Source organism: [Zimmermannella] bifida NBRC 103089, assembly GCF_001570925.1.
Lineage (GTDB): Bacteria > Actinomycetota > Actinomycetes > Actinomycetales > Microbacteriaceae > Gulosibacter > Gulosibacter bifidus.
The window spans coordinates 131,598-149,240 of the sequence record NZ_BCSP01000003.1 but is presented as its reverse complement, the minus strand read 5'-3'; the positions used below and the strand labels follow the sequence as shown (position 1 = coordinate 149,240).

The 17,643-nt window shown below is 63.1% G+C and carries 11 protein-coding genes; 5 read left to right on the top strand and 6 right to left on the bottom strand.

All coding sequences use genetic code 11. The annotated features are described in order from the left end of the window. The first annotated feature begins 557 nt into the window (after positions 1-557). The 4 genes from ZBI01S_RS04035 (at position 558) to ZBI01S_RS04020 (ending at position 5,280) form a co-directional block, all read left to right on the top strand. Positions 558-1,718, top strand: a complete 1,161-nt coding sequence (locus ZBI01S_RS04035) for an ABC transporter permease (RefSeq protein ID WP_066057022.1) — start codon at positions 558-560, stop codon at positions 1,716-1,718. Between the two features lie 34 nt (positions 1,719-1,752). Further along, on the top strand, positions 1,753-2,448 hold the full coding sequence (locus ZBI01S_RS04030; RefSeq protein ID WP_066056723.1) for an ABC transporter ATP-binding protein: 696 nt from the start codon (positions 1,753-1,755) through the stop codon (positions 2,446-2,448). A 13-nt stretch (positions 2,449-2,461) separates the two neighbouring features. Next, positions 2,462-3,778, top strand: a complete 1,317-nt coding sequence (locus tag ZBI01S_RS04025; protein WP_066056720.1) for a dihydrodipicolinate synthase family protein — start codon at positions 2,462-2,464, stop codon at positions 3,776-3,778. A gap of 296 nt (positions 3,779-4,074) precedes the next feature. Continuing rightward, positions 4,075-5,280, top strand: a complete 1,206-nt coding sequence (locus tag ZBI01S_RS04020; protein WP_066056717.1) for a galactokinase — start codon at positions 4,075-4,077, stop codon at positions 5,278-5,280. A 303-nt stretch (positions 5,281-5,583) separates the two neighbouring features. Here the strand turns inward: ZBI01S_RS04020 and ZBI01S_RS04015 are convergent, their stop codons facing one another. The 3 genes from ZBI01S_RS04015 to ZBI01S_RS04005 all read right to left on the bottom strand — a co-directional run bounded on the left by ZBI01S_RS04015 (position 5,584) and on the right by ZBI01S_RS04005 (position 9,211). Beyond that, complete coding sequence (locus ZBI01S_RS04015) at positions 5,584-6,462, bottom strand: bifunctional methylenetetrahydrofolate dehydrogenase/methenyltetrahydrofolate cyclohydrolase (RefSeq protein WP_066056714.1); 879 nt, start codon at positions 6,460-6,462, stop codon at positions 5,584-5,586. After that, positions 6,459-7,733, bottom strand: a complete 1,275-nt coding sequence (glyA, locus tag ZBI01S_RS04010) for a serine hydroxymethyltransferase (RefSeq protein WP_066056711.1) — start codon at positions 7,731-7,733, stop codon at positions 6,459-6,461. The genes ZBI01S_RS04015 and glyA overlap by 4 nt, the downstream gene beginning before the upstream one ends. A 212-nt stretch (positions 7,734-7,945) precedes the next feature. After that, positions 7,946-9,211: an MFS transporter gene (locus ZBI01S_RS04005; protein ID WP_066056708.1), complete on the bottom strand. Its 1,266-nt coding sequence runs from the start codon at positions 9,209-9,211 to the stop codon at positions 7,946-7,948. 22 nt (positions 9,212-9,233) lie between these two features. On the opposite strand from ZBI01S_RS04005, the gene ZBI01S_RS04000 reads away from it, so the two are divergent. Then, on the top strand, positions 9,234-10,118 hold the full coding sequence (locus tag ZBI01S_RS04000) for a formyltetrahydrofolate deformylase (RefSeq protein WP_245610532.1): 885 nt from the start codon (positions 9,234-9,236) through the stop codon (positions 10,116-10,118). A gap of 143 nt (positions 10,119-10,261) precedes the next feature. Here the strand turns inward: ZBI01S_RS04000 and ZBI01S_RS03995 are convergent, their stop codons facing one another. From ZBI01S_RS03995 to ZBI01S_RS03985, 3 genes are all read right to left on the bottom strand, one after another. Next, positions 10,262-13,444 (bottom strand): DUF11 domain-containing protein, encoded by a 3,183-nt coding sequence (locus ZBI01S_RS03995; protein ID WP_159421377.1) that lies wholly within the window; start codon positions 13,442-13,444, stop codon positions 10,262-10,264. A gap of 289 nt (positions 13,445-13,733) precedes the next feature. Next, on the bottom strand, positions 13,734-14,867 hold the full coding sequence (locus ZBI01S_RS03990) for a tyramine oxidase subunit B (protein WP_066056702.1): 1,134 nt from the start codon (positions 14,865-14,867) through the stop codon (positions 13,734-13,736). Positions 14,868-15,205: 338 nt separating this feature from the next. Continuing rightward, positions 15,206-17,365, bottom strand: a complete 2,160-nt coding sequence (locus ZBI01S_RS03985) for an anthranilate synthase component I (RefSeq protein WP_066056700.1) — start codon at positions 17,363-17,365, stop codon at positions 15,206-15,208. Positions 17,366-17,643: the final 278 nt, after the last annotated feature.

Here is a 17,643-nt window from a genome sequence, read left to right as displayed (position 1 = left end):
ACAGTCCCGCGATGCACCTTGAATCGAGCTGCGAGCTGGCGAACAGGTACACCGTCGGCGTACGAGCCAGCAGTTCGGCTCGATTCGAGGCTCCCAAACGGGTTTGAGTCTGAGCCGAATTTTTCGCGCACAGGACCGCGCTGACCGGCGATCCGAGAGCGCGGCGGGTTGCCCCGACCGCGCCGGGATCCCTTGATAACGCGGGAAATCAGGGTTTTCAGTGGCTTCCGGGGTTTTTGAGAAGCACCTGCGAAGGTCCACCATCGAATGGGGCACTCCCATTAGGGGGTGCCTCATTCGATTATGACCTGTGTTGGCGAGAACCCCTTGGTGAGCTCCTCCCAACACACCACCCCACATTGGGGCGGAAATGTGCCCTTATGCGGCAGCAGAAGGGCACATTTTCACTCCGATTCACGGGAAGGAAACGCGACCGAACGCATCCACCTCAACCATTTGGTTGAACCACATTCCGCAACTTCAGGCGATGTATCAGAACGCGCAAATCACGAAGCTAGAACCAACGCTCGCACAAGGTGTGCGAAGAGGAGGTTCACATGTTTGTCGCTTGGCGCGAATTACGGCACGCCCGCGGTCGTTTTCTACTCATCGGCGCTGTCGTAGCGCTCATCACGCTGCTCGTCGGATTCCTTTCGGGCCTCACCGGCGGCCTCGCAGCACAGAACATTTCCGCCGTGCTGCAGATCCCCAGTGACCGCATCGTGTTGCAGCAGCCTTCCGAAGGCTCCCCGAGCTACGCCACCTCAGAAATCTCAGCCTCGGTTGAACGCAGCTGGCAGGATGCAGCGGGCGTCGAGAACGTGACCGCAATCGGAATCGTGCAGTCGCGCGCAGCCGCCGGCGCCGCATCCGAAGCCCCCGCGAAGCCCAGCAGCAACGCCCCCGAAGTTGCTTCGGCCAAGGTCGACAGCGCCCCAGCCCCCGCGAGTGAAGCCACCGGCGTCGCCCTGTTCGGCATGCCTGCCGACGCCCTCGACAACGACCTCGGTGCAATCGTCCCGACCGCAGACGACGAAGTCGGCCTCTCAAAGGGCGCTGCCGACGACCTCGGCGTCACCACCGGCGACACCATCAACATCACCGGCACCAACTTCACCGTCGCCACCGTCGGTGAAGACCTTTGGTACAGCCACACCCCCGTCATCGCGCTCACCGAATCCGCCTGGCAAGAAGCCAGCATCCGTGTCGGCGGCTCGGGTAACCCAACACTGCTCGCAGTGTCCGGCGACGCCGACTACGACGCCATCGCTGCCGACACGGACACTTCGGCACAGGCCCCACTCGCAAGCCTCACCGCGCTCGAAGCCTTCAAATCGGAAATCGGTTCGCTCGGCCTCATGATCGCGCTGCTCTTTGGCATCTCGGCGCTGGTTGTTGGCGCGTTCTTCACCGTCTGGACCATGCAGCGAGCCGGCGACATCGCCGTCCTCAAGGCACTCGGTGCATCCACCTCGTCGCTCATCAAGGATGCGCTCGGTCAGGCGCTCATCGTCTTGATCGCTGGCATCGGGGTCGGGCTCGCGGCCGTTGTCGGCTTCGGCGCGCTCGCCGGCCAGGCGCTCCCCTTCGAGCTCTCGCCGCTGACCACACTGCTTCCCGCCGGAATCATGGCGGTCCTCGGCCTCGGCGGTGCCGCCGTCGCCCTGCGCTCGGTAACCAAGGCCGACCCGCTCACCGCTCTCGGCAGCAACCGCTAACCGCAGCTCGACTCACGCGTTAAGGACTACTCCAATGATCACTCTCGAAAACGTCACCCTCACCTTCCCCGACGGCACCCAGCGCATCACCGCCGTTGACAACGTCACGCTGCACGGGGCCAACGGCAAGGTCACCGGCATCACCGGCCCGTCGGGTTCGGGTAAGTCGAGCATCCTCGCCGTAGCGGCCACCCTCATCCGCCCAGACTCGGGACGCGTACTGATCGGCAACGGCAACGCCGCGGTCGATGCCGCCACCCTCAGCCGCAGCGAGGCCACCGAGCTTCGCCGCGACCATATCGGTATCGTCTTCCAACAGTCGAACCTGCTACCGGCGCTCTCGGCACGCGAACAGCTGCAGGTCATGGCGGAGCTCGGCGGTAGCGGCAAGGCCCGGCGCCGCGATCGCGTCCGCGCCAAGGTCGATGAATTGCTGGATGCGGTGGGCATGCTCGAGCACGCAAACAAGCGTCCCAGCCAGCTTTCGGGCGGTCAGCGTCAGCGCGTAGCGATTGCTCGCGGTCTCGTACACGACCCAGAGGTACTCCTGGTCGACGAACCCACCAGTGCGCTCGACCAAGAAAAGGGCGCCGAGATCATGGACCTCATCGCTCGTCTCACCCACGAACGCGACACCGCCACGCTGCTGGTCACGCACGACCTCATTCACAGCGACGCGCTCGACGAACTTGTGACCGTTGTCGACGGACGGATTTCGGAGACGAAGTAGCTAAGCTCCGAGTGTGACTGTCAACGCTTTCCCACTCACCCCGATGCGCGACGAGCGGATTGACGAGGCCGCGTTCACCCGCATCCTTGAGCGGCTCGATGCCAGTGAGGTGGATGCGGTCACGGTGTTGGGTTCGACCGGCAACTTCGCGTACCTCACGCGCGAAGAACGTCGCCGGATCGTACAGATCGCGGCCGGGTCCACCAGCAAGCCACTAACCGCCGGCATTAGCGCACCAAGCACCCGCGCAGCCATCACCCACGCGCTCGAGGCACAGGATGCGGGCGCAACCGCGCTCCTGCTCGCACCCGTCTCGTACCAGCCGCTCACCGCATCCGAAGTGCTGCAGCACTTTGTTGATGTCGCGGCCGCCACCGACCTGCCGATCGTCGCGTACGACAACCCGACTACGACCAACTTCCGGTTCGACGACCAGCTCTACCGCTCGGTCGCCGAAATCCCGAACGTAACGGCGTGGAAAACCCCGGCGTCGACCGACCCGGCCACCCGCATCCGCGAACTGCGCGAAGCACTGCCCGAGTCGTTCATTATCGGCACCTCGGGCGATGCCACGGGTGCGGCGCACCTGGCCGCCGGATTTGATGTTTGGTATTCGGTGCTGGCCGGGTTGTTCCCCGAGATCACGGTCGACCTTTCCCGAAACCCGCAGGCGGCGTCGGCATTCGCGCCGCTGTGGCACGCCAACGACCGCCACGGCAGCCTGCGCGTACTCGCCACGCTCGCCGACATGCTCGACTACGCCGCTTCGAGCTGCCTACCGAAACCACTGCAGCTGTTGAATGCCACCGAGCGCGAGGCGCTGCTGCCAGTGTGCTCGCTGCTTGCCGCGCCGACTGCCTACTCGGGCGACGGCTGGGTGTCCTCCCCCGAGGGCCGACGTTATTGGGGCCGCTACGGTGCTGCGGGGTTGGTCGTCTTCGACCCGAAACGCGACAGCGTGCTGCTGCAGCACCGCGCGCCGTGGAGCCACCAGGGCGACACGTGGGGCATCCCAGGCGGCGCCCGTGACCGCAACGAAACCCCGTACGAGGCCGCGCTGCGCGAGGCACACGAAGAAGCGAGCGTGCCTGCAGCCCCGCTCACGCGCATCCACGAACACACCTTTGACCTGGGATTTTGGAGCTACACGACGTATGTGGTGACCACGAGCGAGTCGTTCGAACCTTCAGCAAACGACACCGAATCGGCAGAACTTCGCTGGGTTTCGGTGGATGCGGTCACCGAGCGTCCCCTGCACCCCGGGTTCGCGACGTCGTGGCCAGGCCTTCGCGAAGCGATCGAACCGTACCGACTACGCCACACGCGGTAGGCCGCGGCGCCGCGCGATGCGGTCGCGCCAGCCTCAGCGCTACTCCCGCATCGCGGATGCGGTCACGTCGTTGTGAGCGGTGTCGTGCGTTGACATGGCAGGACGCTATCAACGCCCGCTGCAATTCAGGTGAAATTTCACTCGGTATGACACCTTGGTTCCTCACCACGTCGTGTTGTTGAAACACTCCGGATTTTCGCACTGGCCGCGCAGAAATTTCGCAGCGTTCAACAATCACGCGTAGCATCGTGCAGACCGCAGCTTTGATTGCGCACCCCGCTGCTTTCAGGAGAACCATGACTCGTAACACGACCGGTGTTGTCGCTGATCGTTTTGTTTCGACCTACGGAGCCCACCCAGAGGGAATCTGGTCGGTACCAGGCCGCGTCAGCCTGATGGGCGACCACACGGACATCGAGGACGGCCTCACGTTCGGTCACGCCATCGCGAAGCGCTCGGCAGTTGCCGTCTCGCGCCGCGGGGACTCCACGATTCGTGTGCGCAGCGATCTCGCTGACTTTGAGGTCGAGACCACGATTGAGCAGTTGCTCCCACCAAAGGAGCACGCCTGGTACGACTACCCCCTCGGCGTGATCTGGGCCGCGCTCGGGTTCGTTGCCGAAACGAACTCGGAACGCACCGAAGCAGACGGCGATGAGGCCGTGCTGATTCAACCAACCGGTCTAGACATCTTCTTGACGACCGACGTGACCGTAGGTGCGGGACTCGCGTCCAGCGCATCCGTCTGCGGTGCCGTCGCACTCGCCATTAACGACCTGTGGGGCCTCGGCCTGAGCAACCAGCGTCTGGCCGAGTTCGGCTACCGCGTCGAGCGTGCCTATGTGCGTGCGTCGTCGGGCCCCGCCGACCACATCACTTGCCTGCTCGCCGACACGAATCACGGCGTCTTTTACGACGCCCGCGGCAACGACGCCTCCCCCATCCCCGCACCCGACTTCGGTGCGCTCGGACTCGTCGAACTGCTCGTCTACTCGGGCGAAACGCACCGCAATTGGGAACGCAATGTGGCCGACCGCCACGATGCCTGCGACCGTGTCGCCAAGGCACTCGGCTACCAGTACCTGCGCGAAGTTCCTGCCGAAGAATTCGAACGTGCCGCGAACATCGATGAAACCGACCGCCGCCGTGCCAGCTTCGTGCTGAACGAGATGCAGCGCGTACTCGACGGCGCCCGTGCCCTGCGCTCGAGCGACATGCGCGCATTCGGTGCGCTCATGAACGAATCGCACCGCCAGATGCGCGACGACTTCGAGGTCGCCAGCGACCGCATCAACCTGATCTGCGAGATCGCGCTGGCAAACCAAGCCTACGGTGCGCGCCTTTCGGGTTCCGGGTTCGGTGGTGCCGTTGCGATCATCATTGAGCAGCAACACGTGGATGCGTTTGCGAACGACGTGCGCGATGCGTACGGCGAATATGGCTGGGGCGAGCCACTCATCGAGCAGGTATTTGCGGAGGCTGGCCCACGCCGCGACGCGTAGTTCACGCTACGAATGATCTCCGGCTGCGCCTCAACGTGGGCCCTCGCCGAGGATCTCGCTGAGCGCCGCTCGATAATCGCCGAACGCCAGTCGACCGGTATCAGTGATCGCGATCCTGCGGTTTGGGCAGGTGTTCTGCGAACGCGTCGGTAGTCATGCCAACATTCCCCACTGCCACTTGAAACATCGTCAAGTACTCCTATTGCAGGCTCAGCGCTTCCCCAGCCTTCGCCCGCGCCGCAACAACACAAAACCGGGATGCCGTCGAAACAGCATCCCGGTTTGTGCAGGTCGTACGTGTGGTTACGCCAGACGCTCTGCGGTCTCCACCACGTTGGCGAGCAGCAGTGCGCGAGTCATGGGACCTACGCCACCAGGGTTCGGCGAGAGGTAGCCGGCAACCTCGGCCACGGCCGGGTCAACATCGCCAAGCACCTTCGATTTGCCGGTCTCGGGGTTCGGCACGCGCGAAACACCTACGTCGAGCACGGCAGCTCCGGGCTTCACCCATTCGGGTGTCACGAGGTGGGCCGCACCGGCAGCGGCGACGATCACGTCGGCCGACTTGCAGATCTCGGCCATGTTTTGCGTACCGGTGTGTGTGAGCGTCACGGTTGCGTTGATGTCACGGCGGGTGAGCAGCGCACCAATCGAGCGCCCGACAGTTACCCCGCGTCCAATCACGACAACGTGCTTACCGTTCAGGTCGTAGCCGTTGCGCTGCAGCAGCTCAATGCATCCACGCGGGGTGCAGGGCAGCGGCGTGGTGATTTCGTCGCGCACATTGAGCACCAGGCGACCAAGATTGGTCGGATGCAGTCCATCCGCATCCTTGTCAGGATCAATTCGTTCGATGATCGCGTCTTGGTCGAGGTGCTTCGGCAGCGGCAGCTGCACGATGTAGCCGGTGCAGGCCGGGTCGGCGTTGAGCTGGTCGAGGGCGGCTTCGACTTCCTGCTGCGTTGCCGTTGCCGGCAGCTCCACCTGAATCGACTCAATGCCAACCTCGGCACAGTCGCGGTGCTTACCGCCCACGTACAGCTTCGATGCCGGGTCATCACCCACGAGCACCGTGGCAAGGCCCGGGGTAACCCCGCGAGCGCGCAGTGCGTCTACTCGCTCGCGGAGTTCCTGCTTGATCTGTGCTGCAGCGGCTTTTCCATCGAGGCGGATGGCCGTCATGCGTACACCAGGCCAGCGTAGAGCGGGAAGCGCTCGGCAAGCACGGTGGTGCGAGCACGGAGTGCTTCAACGTCGGCGTTTGGCATGAGTGCCTGGGCGATCACGTCAGCAACCTCGCGGAATTCCTCGTCGCCGAAGCCGCGGGTGGCCAGTGCTGGCGTACCGATGCGCAGACCACTGGTGACCATTGGCGGGCGCGGGTCGTTCGGCACCGAGTTGCGGTTAACGGTGATGCCCGCTTCGTGCAGCAGGTCTTCGGCCTGCTGGCCGTCGATCGCGGCGTCGCGCAGGTCAACGAGTACGAGGTGCACGTCGGTGCCACCGGTGGTGAGGGCGATACCGGCGTCCCGAACGTCCTGCTGCGAGAGACGCTCAGCGATGATCTGGGCGCCGCGCAGGGTGCGCTCCTGACGGTCCTTGAACTCAGGGGTCATGGCCAGCTTGAACGCAACTGCCTTACCGGCGATCACGTGCATGAGCGGGCCACCCTGCTGGCCGGGGAATACTGCCGAGTTGATCTTCTTGTTGAGGTCGGCGTTGTTGGTGAGGATGATGCCCGAGCGCGGGCCACCAATGGTCTTGTGCACGGTGGTCGATACGACGTCGGCGTGTGGCACCGGGTTCGGGTGCAGGCCTGCGGCAACGAGACCGGCGAAGTGTGCCATGTCGACCCAAAGGTAGGCACCTACCTCATCGGCAATTGCGCGGAACGCCTCGAAGTCGAGCTGACGTGGGTAGGCCGACCAACCGGCGATGATGACGGCAGGCTTGTGCTCGAGGGCGAGTTCGCGAACCTGGTCCATGTCGATGCGACCGGTTTCGTAGTTCACGCCGTAAGCGGCAACGTTGTAGAGGCGGCCCGAGAAGTTGATCTTCATGCCGTGGGTCAGGTGACCACCGTGGTCAAGCGACAGACCGAGGATGGTGTCGCCGGGCTTGGCGAGCGCGTGCAGTACTGCAGCGTTGGCGCTGGCACCCGAGTGCGGCTGTACGTTTGCAAATTCGGCGCCGAAGAGTTCCTTGGCACGGTCACGCGCGAGGTTCTCGGCTACGTCAACAACTTCGCATCCACCGTAGTAGCGGCGACCGGGGTACCCTTCGGCGTACTTGTTGGTCAGCACGCTGCCGACGGCTTCGAGGACGGCGCGAGGAACGAAGTTCTCGCTGGCGATCATTTCGAGGGTGTTGCGCTGGCGGTCGAGCTCGCCACGCAGCACGTCAGCAATGTCAGGGTCGACCTGCGAGAGCGGCAGGTTCTGGTAGTCGGTCACGCGTACTCCTTGGTGTTTTCTCCCCGTGGCTTCGGGGCGTTGCGGATGCGTTACATCAGTTCGCGCGCCGGTCGCTTTGGGTTGAGGCGACTTCGACGGTGGACTTGATGGGTATGGGGAACGAGCGCATTCGGGTGAAGTGGCCCGTATTGGTGAATAAGTCTAGTTGCCTAGTTACTGCTCAAGCCTAGTGGCCGGTGGAATGCGACAAATTATTGCGCCAGCTGTCGCCGGGCCGAAACCGTATCGAGGGTGATCGAGTAGGCCGCGGCGAGCCCGATGATGATGATGAAGGCCGGTCCGAGCGCTGAGATGGTGAACTCGTCGAGCAGCAGACCACCAAAATACGCGCCGCTGGAGATGCCGAGGTTGAAGCCCGAGGTGTAGATGGCGCTGGCAATGTCGCGGTGTTTGCTTGGCGCCACGGCCAGCAGGCGGGACTGCAGCAGCGTGGGCATAAGGCCCATTGCCGCGCCCCAGCACAGGAGCCCGAGCATCCCAAACCACAGGTTTGCCCCCGAGAACGTCACGATCGCACCACCGGCGAGCATGAGCAGATACGCGATGCGGAACCCGAGGCTCGACCGGTTGGCAAAGAGGGAGCCGGTGAGGAACGTCGCGATCGACGACATGACGCCGTAGCCAAAGAGCGCGATTGCCAGCCACTGCTCGGGCAGCTGCATCGGCCCAAGGAGCTGAATAGAGACGTAGGTGTAGTACGTGAAGTGTCCGGTGATCGTCAGGCCACAAAGCAGACAAACCAGAATGACCAGCCGCATCGACTTCTTGGGTCGTGGTGGCAGCCCCGCTCCCCGTCCGACGCGTTCGGTGTCGCCAATGGCGGTCGGTGCGGGCTGGATCTCGATTGCCGCGGTGTCGGTCTGCGGTTCGGCTACGCGCGCCGGCATGATGCGCAGCAACAGTGCCGCGACCACAAGGCAGAGTGCCGCGAGCACGAAGAACGTGGTGCGCCATCCGAGCCACTGGCCGAGCGCCGTACCCAGCGGCACACCGAGCACGAACGCAAGGCCACCGCCACCGGAGGTAATTGAGACGGCGGTGGTGAGCTGCGAGCGGTGTACAAGATGGCCAACATAGGCGGTGACGGATGCCCAAAAGACACCGTGCGCAACACCGGTGATGATTCGGGTCACGACCAGCAGCGCGTACGAACTGGCCAGTGCCGAGCCGATGGTGCCGATTGCGAAGGTCGACAAGACGCCAACCAACAGCATGCGTTTGGGCACGTGCCGCAGCAGGTACATGAGCGGCGTTGAGGTGAATACGACCGACATCGCGAAGATCGTCATGAGCATGCCAATTTGTGATTCGCTGACCTGCAGGTCGTGCGACATCATCGGCATGACGCCGGTGGGCAGCATCTCGATCGTGACCGACATGAACGTGGCCGAGGCGAGTGCGAGTAACTGTGCCCACGGCATCGGGCGCACTTCGGGCGAGGATGCGGTATTGGTCACGTCTCGAGGTTACGCTGGTGCGGTGACCGATCTGAAGTTTGCAACCGAGAAAATCGAAAATCCGCGCGCGCACTGGGTGATCACGCTCGTGTGCGACGACACGCCAGGCATCGTGCACGCCCTGACCGGCGCGGTCGTTGCTGCCGGTGGCAATATCGAAGAGCTGCAGCAGTTCTCCTCGACCGACACCGGCCGATTCTTCTTGCGCACCGAAGTTTCGGTGGCGGACGGTGCTGATCTACAGGCCGAGGTGCTCCCGGTTGCCAAACGCTTGGGAGCGAAGATCACGGTCGACCCCGCCGAGCGCAAGCTGCGCACGCTCATCCTCGGTTCGAAGGCCGCGCACGCGGTCAACGACCTGTTGTTCCGCCAGCGTTCGGGCTACCTCCCTATTGAGATCCCCCGCGTCATGGCCAACCACGCGGTGCTTGGCGATCTGGCGCGCTTTTACGACGTGCCCTTCGAGCACCTGCCGGTGACCGGCCCCGAAGAGAAGGCGGCCTTTGAGCAGCGCGTGCGCGAGGTCATCGCCGAAGAGCAGATCGAGCTCGTGGTGCTTGCCCGCTACATGCAGATCGTGTCGCCGGAGCTTTGCGAAGAACTTGCCGGCATGGCGATCAACATTCACCACTCGTTCTTGCCGGGCTTCAAGGGTGCCAACCCCTACCGCCAGGCCCACGCTCGCGGCGTGAAGCTCGTTGGTGCCACCGCGCACTTCGTCACCACGGATCTTGATGAGGGTCCGATCATCGAACAGAACGTTCGCCGTGTTGACCACACGAACACGGTGAAGCAGTTGCAGGCGATGGGCCAGGATGAAGAATCTCGCACGCTGACGCAGGCCGTTAAGTGGTTTGCCGAGCACCGCATCCTGCTCGACGGACACCGCACGATCGTCTTCCGCTAAGGCAGCATCGCTGCGAATCGCGCAGTGCGGCCAAGCGAAAACGGGCGGGGAGGCATGAATTGCTTCCCCGCCCGTTTTTGTGTGCCGCGGTGACGTTACGGCGCGTCGACACCGTTTACGTCACCACGGCCAATGTGTGCGTGCTACGCGGTGGTACGTGTGCGCCGTTGGTGCAGCATCAGCAAGATGGCACCGGCCAGCAGCACCGCGGCTGCGCCACCCGCAATTGGCTGCCAATCGTCGGCACCGGTTCCGGCGAGTTCATCGTCGGTTGGCGGTACCGGTTCTTCGGTTGGCGGGATCGGCACGTCGGTGGCCGATTCCGTTGGTGACTCACTTGGCGGCTCCGATGGCGTCACGGTCGGCGATGCTGACGGGCTGTCAGTCGGCGTATCCGTGGGAGTGTCAGTCGGAGTTTCGGTAGGCGTATCCGTCGGGGTTGCAGTCGGACTTTCGGTCGGCGTCTCGGTAGGCGTATCCGTCGGGGTTGCAGTCGGAGTCTCGGTCGGAGTCTCTGACGGACTTTCGGTCGGCGTCTCCGTCGGCGTCTCCGTCGGCGTCTCCGTCGGAGTCTCCGTCGGAATCGTCGAATCGATCACCTCAAAGTCGTTCGAGGCCCGCATCCGCATCTCAGTGCTCGTTGCGCGAGCAACTGCCGTATTCACCAGCTTGTCGCCCGGCACCGCATCCGGAACCGATACGTCGATCTTCACTTCCTGCGTTTCGCCATAGGCAATCGGCCCGCCCACAATGCGGATCGCGGTCGCATCAGGGGTGTAGTCCGTCGACCACATGGCCGATGGCGTGGCGAAACCGCCGTTGCTATCGGCCTTGGGATCTTCGTCAATCGTGGCGGGGTCGGCTGTTGTGTAGTAGACCGTGGCACCCGCCGGAGCGGTCACCGCATCCAGCACCAAGTCGCCCGTAAGGATCGTGCCTCGCTCGTCTCCCACATACGGCAGGATGTCGATCAGATCGGTCTTCTCGGAGACATTCGGGTCGGTCGAAGTGAGTGCAACCGTCCACGAGTTCGTGGTTTCGCTCTTGGATTTGTCGATGACGTCGTGTTCGGTGGTCTTCAGCAGCGAAGTGTTGCCCGAGTCGGGCACGACGAACTCGGCTTCAGCCGCGCGAGTGATGCCCTGGCTCTTCGCGGTCACCTTGTTTACGTGCTCGCTTCCCGGCTTCGCATCGCCGGGAACCTTGGCTTGGAACGTCAACTCAGCCAGCGGGTCGTTTGGCATGACCCCGTCTATCGTCCAGGTCAACGTCTGCCCGGTTGCTGGGCTACCGCTGACAACCGGCTCGAGGCTGGCAGAACCGGGCACGTATTCGAGGCCCACAGGCAGCGTGTCGGTTACGACAACCTGGTCGGGTGCGGGATTCGCGAGGTTCGATTCGAGGCCGTACTTGACGGTGTAGTCCACGTTGGTGCCGGGTCCATACTCGGATTTTGCGACAGACTTCTCGACGATCGGCTGCGAGCCGACGACACGGAGCACGTCACGGCCCGGGCCCGCGTAGGGGTAGGTGAGGTCCGGTGTCTTGATGCCGTACGGCTTCACATTGGCCGGGTTCGTCGTACGGTCATAGACCGCACCTTCTCGACTTTCTGGATCAAACTTCCAGTCGTATCCGCCCTCTTCCAAGGTGTCGGTCCATGTCCAGATATCGGTACCAACGGGAGTGTCTGGCTTGATTTGCTGGTCGACAGTCAAAAACACCGAGCCGTTTGGTGTGGTCGCCTGCCCAGCCATCGACTTCGGCACGCGAACCTTGACCGCTTTAACCGTGGACAGGTCTGCTGGAAGCGTCGTCGACCATCCGGCCGGGCTACCCGCCGCAGGATTGTTCATGTCTTCGACCGTGCCACACGGGAACGCGTTCGGGTCGACTGCGGCTCCCGTCACTGGGTCGACAAATTCCCCAGTGTAGTACCAGATTTCGCCGGTATACGAGGTGTCGTAATACAGGTTGGGTTTCGCGTCACCATTGATATTCACTCGCGCCGCTTGAAAGGTGACGTGATCCGTATCAAGCACCTTGCAAACCCAGTGATCCTTGTGATTCCACTGGTGCGGAATCTTGACCGAACCAGTCGACATGATGGTGGCTCCGGCGGGTGCACGAGACGTGTCAGTCCACGGTGAGCCCGGGTACGCCTCCGGTCGCTGCGCAGCAACCACCCAACCGCCGGTCCAACCGCCGCGAACTACTGGCACAGCGTTGGCGTTGTTCCCCGAATCGTCTTTCGAAACCTGACCGTCAGCGGCCGTGTAGGTCGGTGCCGAAGCAGTGAGCTTTACCTGCCCGCCATTGGGCTTGTACGGGAACTGCAACTCCAACATTCCGGCGGCGATGACATCCTTGCCCAACGGCAGCGGCTGCCCGTTCGAGTCGAGTTCCGGACCTTGCGAATAGTCCAGGTTAGATAGCGTCAAGCGGAAGGTCTTCGGTCCAGTCTTTTCAAGCGTGCAGTCCGGGAAACGCGTGGTCATATTCGTGTCATGACCGTCAGCCGAATACGGGTAACCGGATTGAATACGGTTATTGGCAACACACCCGGCACCACGGATCGCAAGTTCGGGGTTCGTAGCCTGACCCGTGTGTTCGATGGTCAGATCATACGTAACGGATGAGGGCCCTTCCGGAGTGTTGCGCGCGTGACTGAGCGAGAACGGAAAGTTGACGAACTGTTCGGTGCCGGGGTCTCCCGTGTACGACTGCGGCCCGCCACCGTTGAACTTCGCATCCATCCAAAACGCGTTGGTGATCGGAATCTTCGGCAGCTCGACGGTTTGCCCGCCGAAGCTTGCACTGGCGCCGACCAGGTCACCGGCATTGCCAACAGGCACGACGCTGGCAAACAGCTGCTCGGCAGTGCCCTGCACGCGGCTACCGAGGTTGCAGGTGAGGGTGCTGCCGTCTTCGCTGATCGACGAAGCGGGGGCAACCTCGTTACCGGATGCATCCGGTCCTTCGGTCAGACACGTCGAAGGCATCGTCTCGAAGCGAGCATGCTCGAGCGTAATGGTGACGACGTTGTTCGGCACGACCTCCTTCGATGGTGCTGCACCATCATCATTGATGTCGAACTTCCAACGGGTGCCGAGAACTTCAACTTCGGAGCGCACCGATTCGGGCTGGTCAACCCACTCACCCGAGAGTTCGTAGGTCTTCGTAGCGGCCTGCGCGTCGTAACCGGGCAGCAAGAGTGTCGCTGCAGTGAGCGCTAGCGTCCCAATGCTCGCGGCGAACATCCGCCAGCGCGAACGCCTTGCAGAACTGGACTGAGTGATGGCGCCGGATCGATTCCAAGCAGTCATGAATACTCCACGGTCGCGCACACGAAGCTGCGGCCCCACAACCAGAACATCCGCTCAACGCGAAACATTCGGATTGCCGGTTACGGCGTGAAGTCGCATGCTTGCTTCGTCGCCGAAATATTCAGCATAAGTTAATGCATTCACTAAACCAATAGCATTCATGAACAGTTCAGGTTCGTAACGAACTAACGTGGCGGCGGTAGCAGGTGTCCATCCCGCTACCACCGCGCAGTAGCCGACGCCCCGCGGCGCACCCTACTGGGTGTTTACGGAACCAATACCCGCACGGCTAGGCGAGCGATGGCGAATCCCACAGCGGCAGCACGGTGCCGATGTTGTTCGCGACGGCGTTGCGGTACACCACGGTGCCCCAGGCAACGTCTTCGATCGGCAGACCACCGACCGAGCAGATGACGATTTCTTCCATGCTGCGTCGGCCTTCGTTACGGCGTTCAACGACCGGGCCGAGTTCTTCGATGTCCCAGTGACGGATCTTGCCGTCGGACACCAGGTCAAGGAACTTGTTGCCGATGATGCCAACATGGTGGTGCGTCGGGGTCGGGTATTCCATGCCCCAGGCTTCGTAGAGGCCGTAGCTGTCGACGACCTTGCGGACATCCTGTGCTTCGAGTTCTTCGTCGATGTTGGCAGCACCCGGCATGGTCACGAACGCGCCCGGCTCGAGCCATTCACGCTTACACATCGGGTAGCTGTCGGGGTCGCCCGCACGGTAGGTGGTGCAGAACGCTACGACATCGGCACCGCGCACGGCAGCCTCGATCGAGTCCATCACTTCAATCGTGCTGATCTGCGGCACGTGCTTGGCAACCCACGCCTTGAAGTCGTCGATACCCTGCTGGCTGCGGCCACGAACCTGCACCGTGTCGAGCATCGGGCAAGCAACCGCCAGCGCCGCCAGCGTGGTGCGCCCCATAACGCCCGGGCCGATGATGCCGGCAACGCGGGCGTCACCGCGCGCGAAGTAGCGTGCAGCCACGCCCGAAACGGCGCCGGTGCGCATAGCCGAGAGCAGGTTGGCCGACATCAGCGCCAGCGGTGCGGCGGTGTCGGTGTCGTTCAGCATGAACGTGAGGATGGAGCGAGGCAGACCTTGTTCGCGGTTGGTCGGGTTCGAGCCGTACCACTTGACGCCGGTGGTACCGAAGCTGCCGCCGAGGTAGGCCGGCATCGCCGTGAACCGACGGTCATCGTCGTTCTTCGGCATCGTCGGGAACGGCGGGTCGTCCGGGAAGATCATGCGCGCGCCGTGCGAATCATTGTTCGGACCGGCCATGCGGTAGTCACCGCTGGCATAGAGCGCGAACGTTTCTTCCATCGCGTCTACACACGCTGCCATGTCCATGACGCCCGCGGCGATCGTGTCTTCTTCGGAGAGGTAACGGAATTCAATGCGATTGGTCACGTCGGTGTCCTTTCATTTGCGCGGCAGTGACGCCGTGCTTCGGGCAGCAACGTGGCTGAGCAACGTGGTGGGCGGGTTGATGTCCCTCGCGGAATGCATCTGCATTCCGCGGTGCGGGGCACCGTCAAGATGCACCGTCACGATGCACCGTCAAAATGCACCGTGCAGTCAACGCTTAACCGTTTTGCACGCAACCGGATGTTCGGGGTTGCGGTGTGCTCAGCCTGCTGAAATTGGTTCGCGTCCGGTCGACGCGGCTCTGCGATCTTAATCGCAAACCGGGTGCGCGCAATAGCGAAAATTTCGTGAACTTTTCCGAACCCGAATCCGTCCGTTGATCAGGCGTTGTTTGGCGTTCCCAGTTGCTGCAGTACGGCGTCAATAATGCGGTTGCCCGTGCGATCGCGCAGGCTCATGAGCGACTCCGGGTGGAACTGCACGGCGAACCAGGGCTTCGTGCGATGTTGGATCGCCATCGGAATGCCGTCGTCATCGCTGGCCACGACGTAGAGTGCGTCTGGCAGCGTGGCCGGGTCGATGTACAGCGAGTGGTAGCGACCGGTCACGAACCGCTGCGGCAACGCATCCAGGAACCCCTCGGCCACGACGACCGCATCCCGCTCTTGACCGTGCAACGGATAGTCGAGCTGACCGAGCGACGCACCAAAGTACTCGCCCATCGCCTGCTGCCCGAGGCAGACACCAAACACCGGCAACCCGGCAGCGTCGACCTCGGCAAGGATCCGGGCATCGTTAAAGTCCTGCGGGTTGCCAGGCCCCGGCGACATGACGACAAGCGTCGGATCGCAGGCACGGATCTGTGCGCGAATCGTATCCGCCGCCAATCCCCCGCGCGGTACGCGCACGGTAAATACCTCGGCGCCGGTCTCGCGCATGTACCCGGCGAGCATTTGCACGAACGAATCTTCGTGGTCGAAGAACAGGATGCGGTGTCCCGCGCCCGCCGCGACCGTTTCGGTTGCTTCGGGTGCGGTTTGCGGCGCATCCGCCGTAATGGCATCGAGGAGTGCCTGCGACTTCATCTCGGTTTCGCGTTCTTCAGCGGCCGGATCCGAGTCGATGAGCAGCGTGCCACCGGCGCGCACCTCGGCGATGCCGTCACGAATCATGGCCGCGCGAATGGTGAGGCCGGTATTGACGGTGCCGTCCGCGAGGATCGCGCCGAGGGCACCGGCGTACCAGGTGCGCGGTGAACGCTCGTGCTCGTCGATGAAGCGCATCGCCCAAATCTTTGGAGCGCCGGTAACCGTAACTGCCCACATGTGCGAGGCAATCGCATCCAACCCGTCAAACCCCGAACGCAGCTGGCCCTCAACGTGGTCGACGGTGTGAATGACCTTCGAGTAGAGCTCGATCTGGCGGCGACCAATGATGCGCACGCTACCGGGCTCGCAGATGCGCGACTTATCGTTGCGGTCGACGTCGGTGCACATCGTGAGTTCGTGGCGGTCTTTGTCGCTATTGAGCAGCTCGAGAATCTGGTCGGCGTCGGCGATCGCGTCGCTGCCGCGGGCGATCGTGCCCGAGATCGGCGCCGTTTCGACGCGGCGGCCGTCAACTCGCACGAACATCTCTGGCGATGCGGTCACCAAGAACTCGTTGCGACCAAAGTTCATCAGCGCACCGTAGGGTGCCGGATTGGCCTGCTTCAGATTGCGGAAAACGCGGGCCGGTGACGTGCGGATCGGCTCGCGGAAAGCCTGACCGGGAACGACCTCGAACAGATCTCCCCGCGCAAACGACGCTTTCGCATCCTGCACCAGTGCGGCGTATTCTCCGGGCGCGTGGTCGCGGCTCGCGCGTGCCGATGACGCCGGTGGTACGAACGGCGCCGCGGTGGGCGTACGTTCGACGCCGACGGTTGACGCACCCGCGTAGGTGAAGTCGAAATCGACGCGGTAGGCGTCGGCTCGTTGCCGATCAACCGCGAGGATGCTGTCGGGCAGGTAAACGAGCATGTCGCGCTGACCGTCGAGGCCGCTTTCGGGTGCATCGAGTGCTTCGATCTGCCGCACGAGGTCGTAGCCAAACGCCCCGTAGAACCCGAGGTGCGGGTGTGCATCCTTCGGCAGGGCCGAGAGCATGGCGCGCAGCACAGTGAAGCTCGAGCGGCGGCGGGTGCGCTGTTCTTCGGGCAGAATCTCGTCGCGCTGCGGGGCAACGGTGATGCGCAGCGCCGGCAGTTCGGTGCCGGCAACGGGTTCGGTGTGGATGCCCTCGGTCGCGCTGAGCGCATCGGTAAACGCCGCCAGCGGCACTCGTCCGCGCTCATTCAGCGCGCGAAGTTCGAGCCCGAATCCACGCCCTTCTAGCACCAGCGGCGGGTCGATGAAGCCGAGGTCCCATCGTGTGTAGCGTCCCGGATATTCCACGCCCGAGGCGAGCACGACACCGGCACGGGCGTCGAGCCCGTCAATGATGTCGTCAAGCTCGCTCGGAGCTGCCGAACGGGTGGTTACGTGAACGCTGCACTGCATCCCAAAATCGTAGCCTGTCGACGAAGCGGCGCGGCACGGTCGATGGTTGCACCGCAACCGGCATGCAGTGAGGGCAGGTTGCCAAGGACTACTTGCACTAAGGTGCACAAAATCGAGCCTATGTTGCTCTCACAGCGATATAAACGCGATTTTGTGCAACTTATGCCGAACGAGCTCCCGACCACCGGGTACCGGACGCAGCGCCGTAGATTAGTGCGGCTGCTTCGACATGAGCGGATCGTGCTAATCGACTCGACGAATGGGACAACACTAATCCA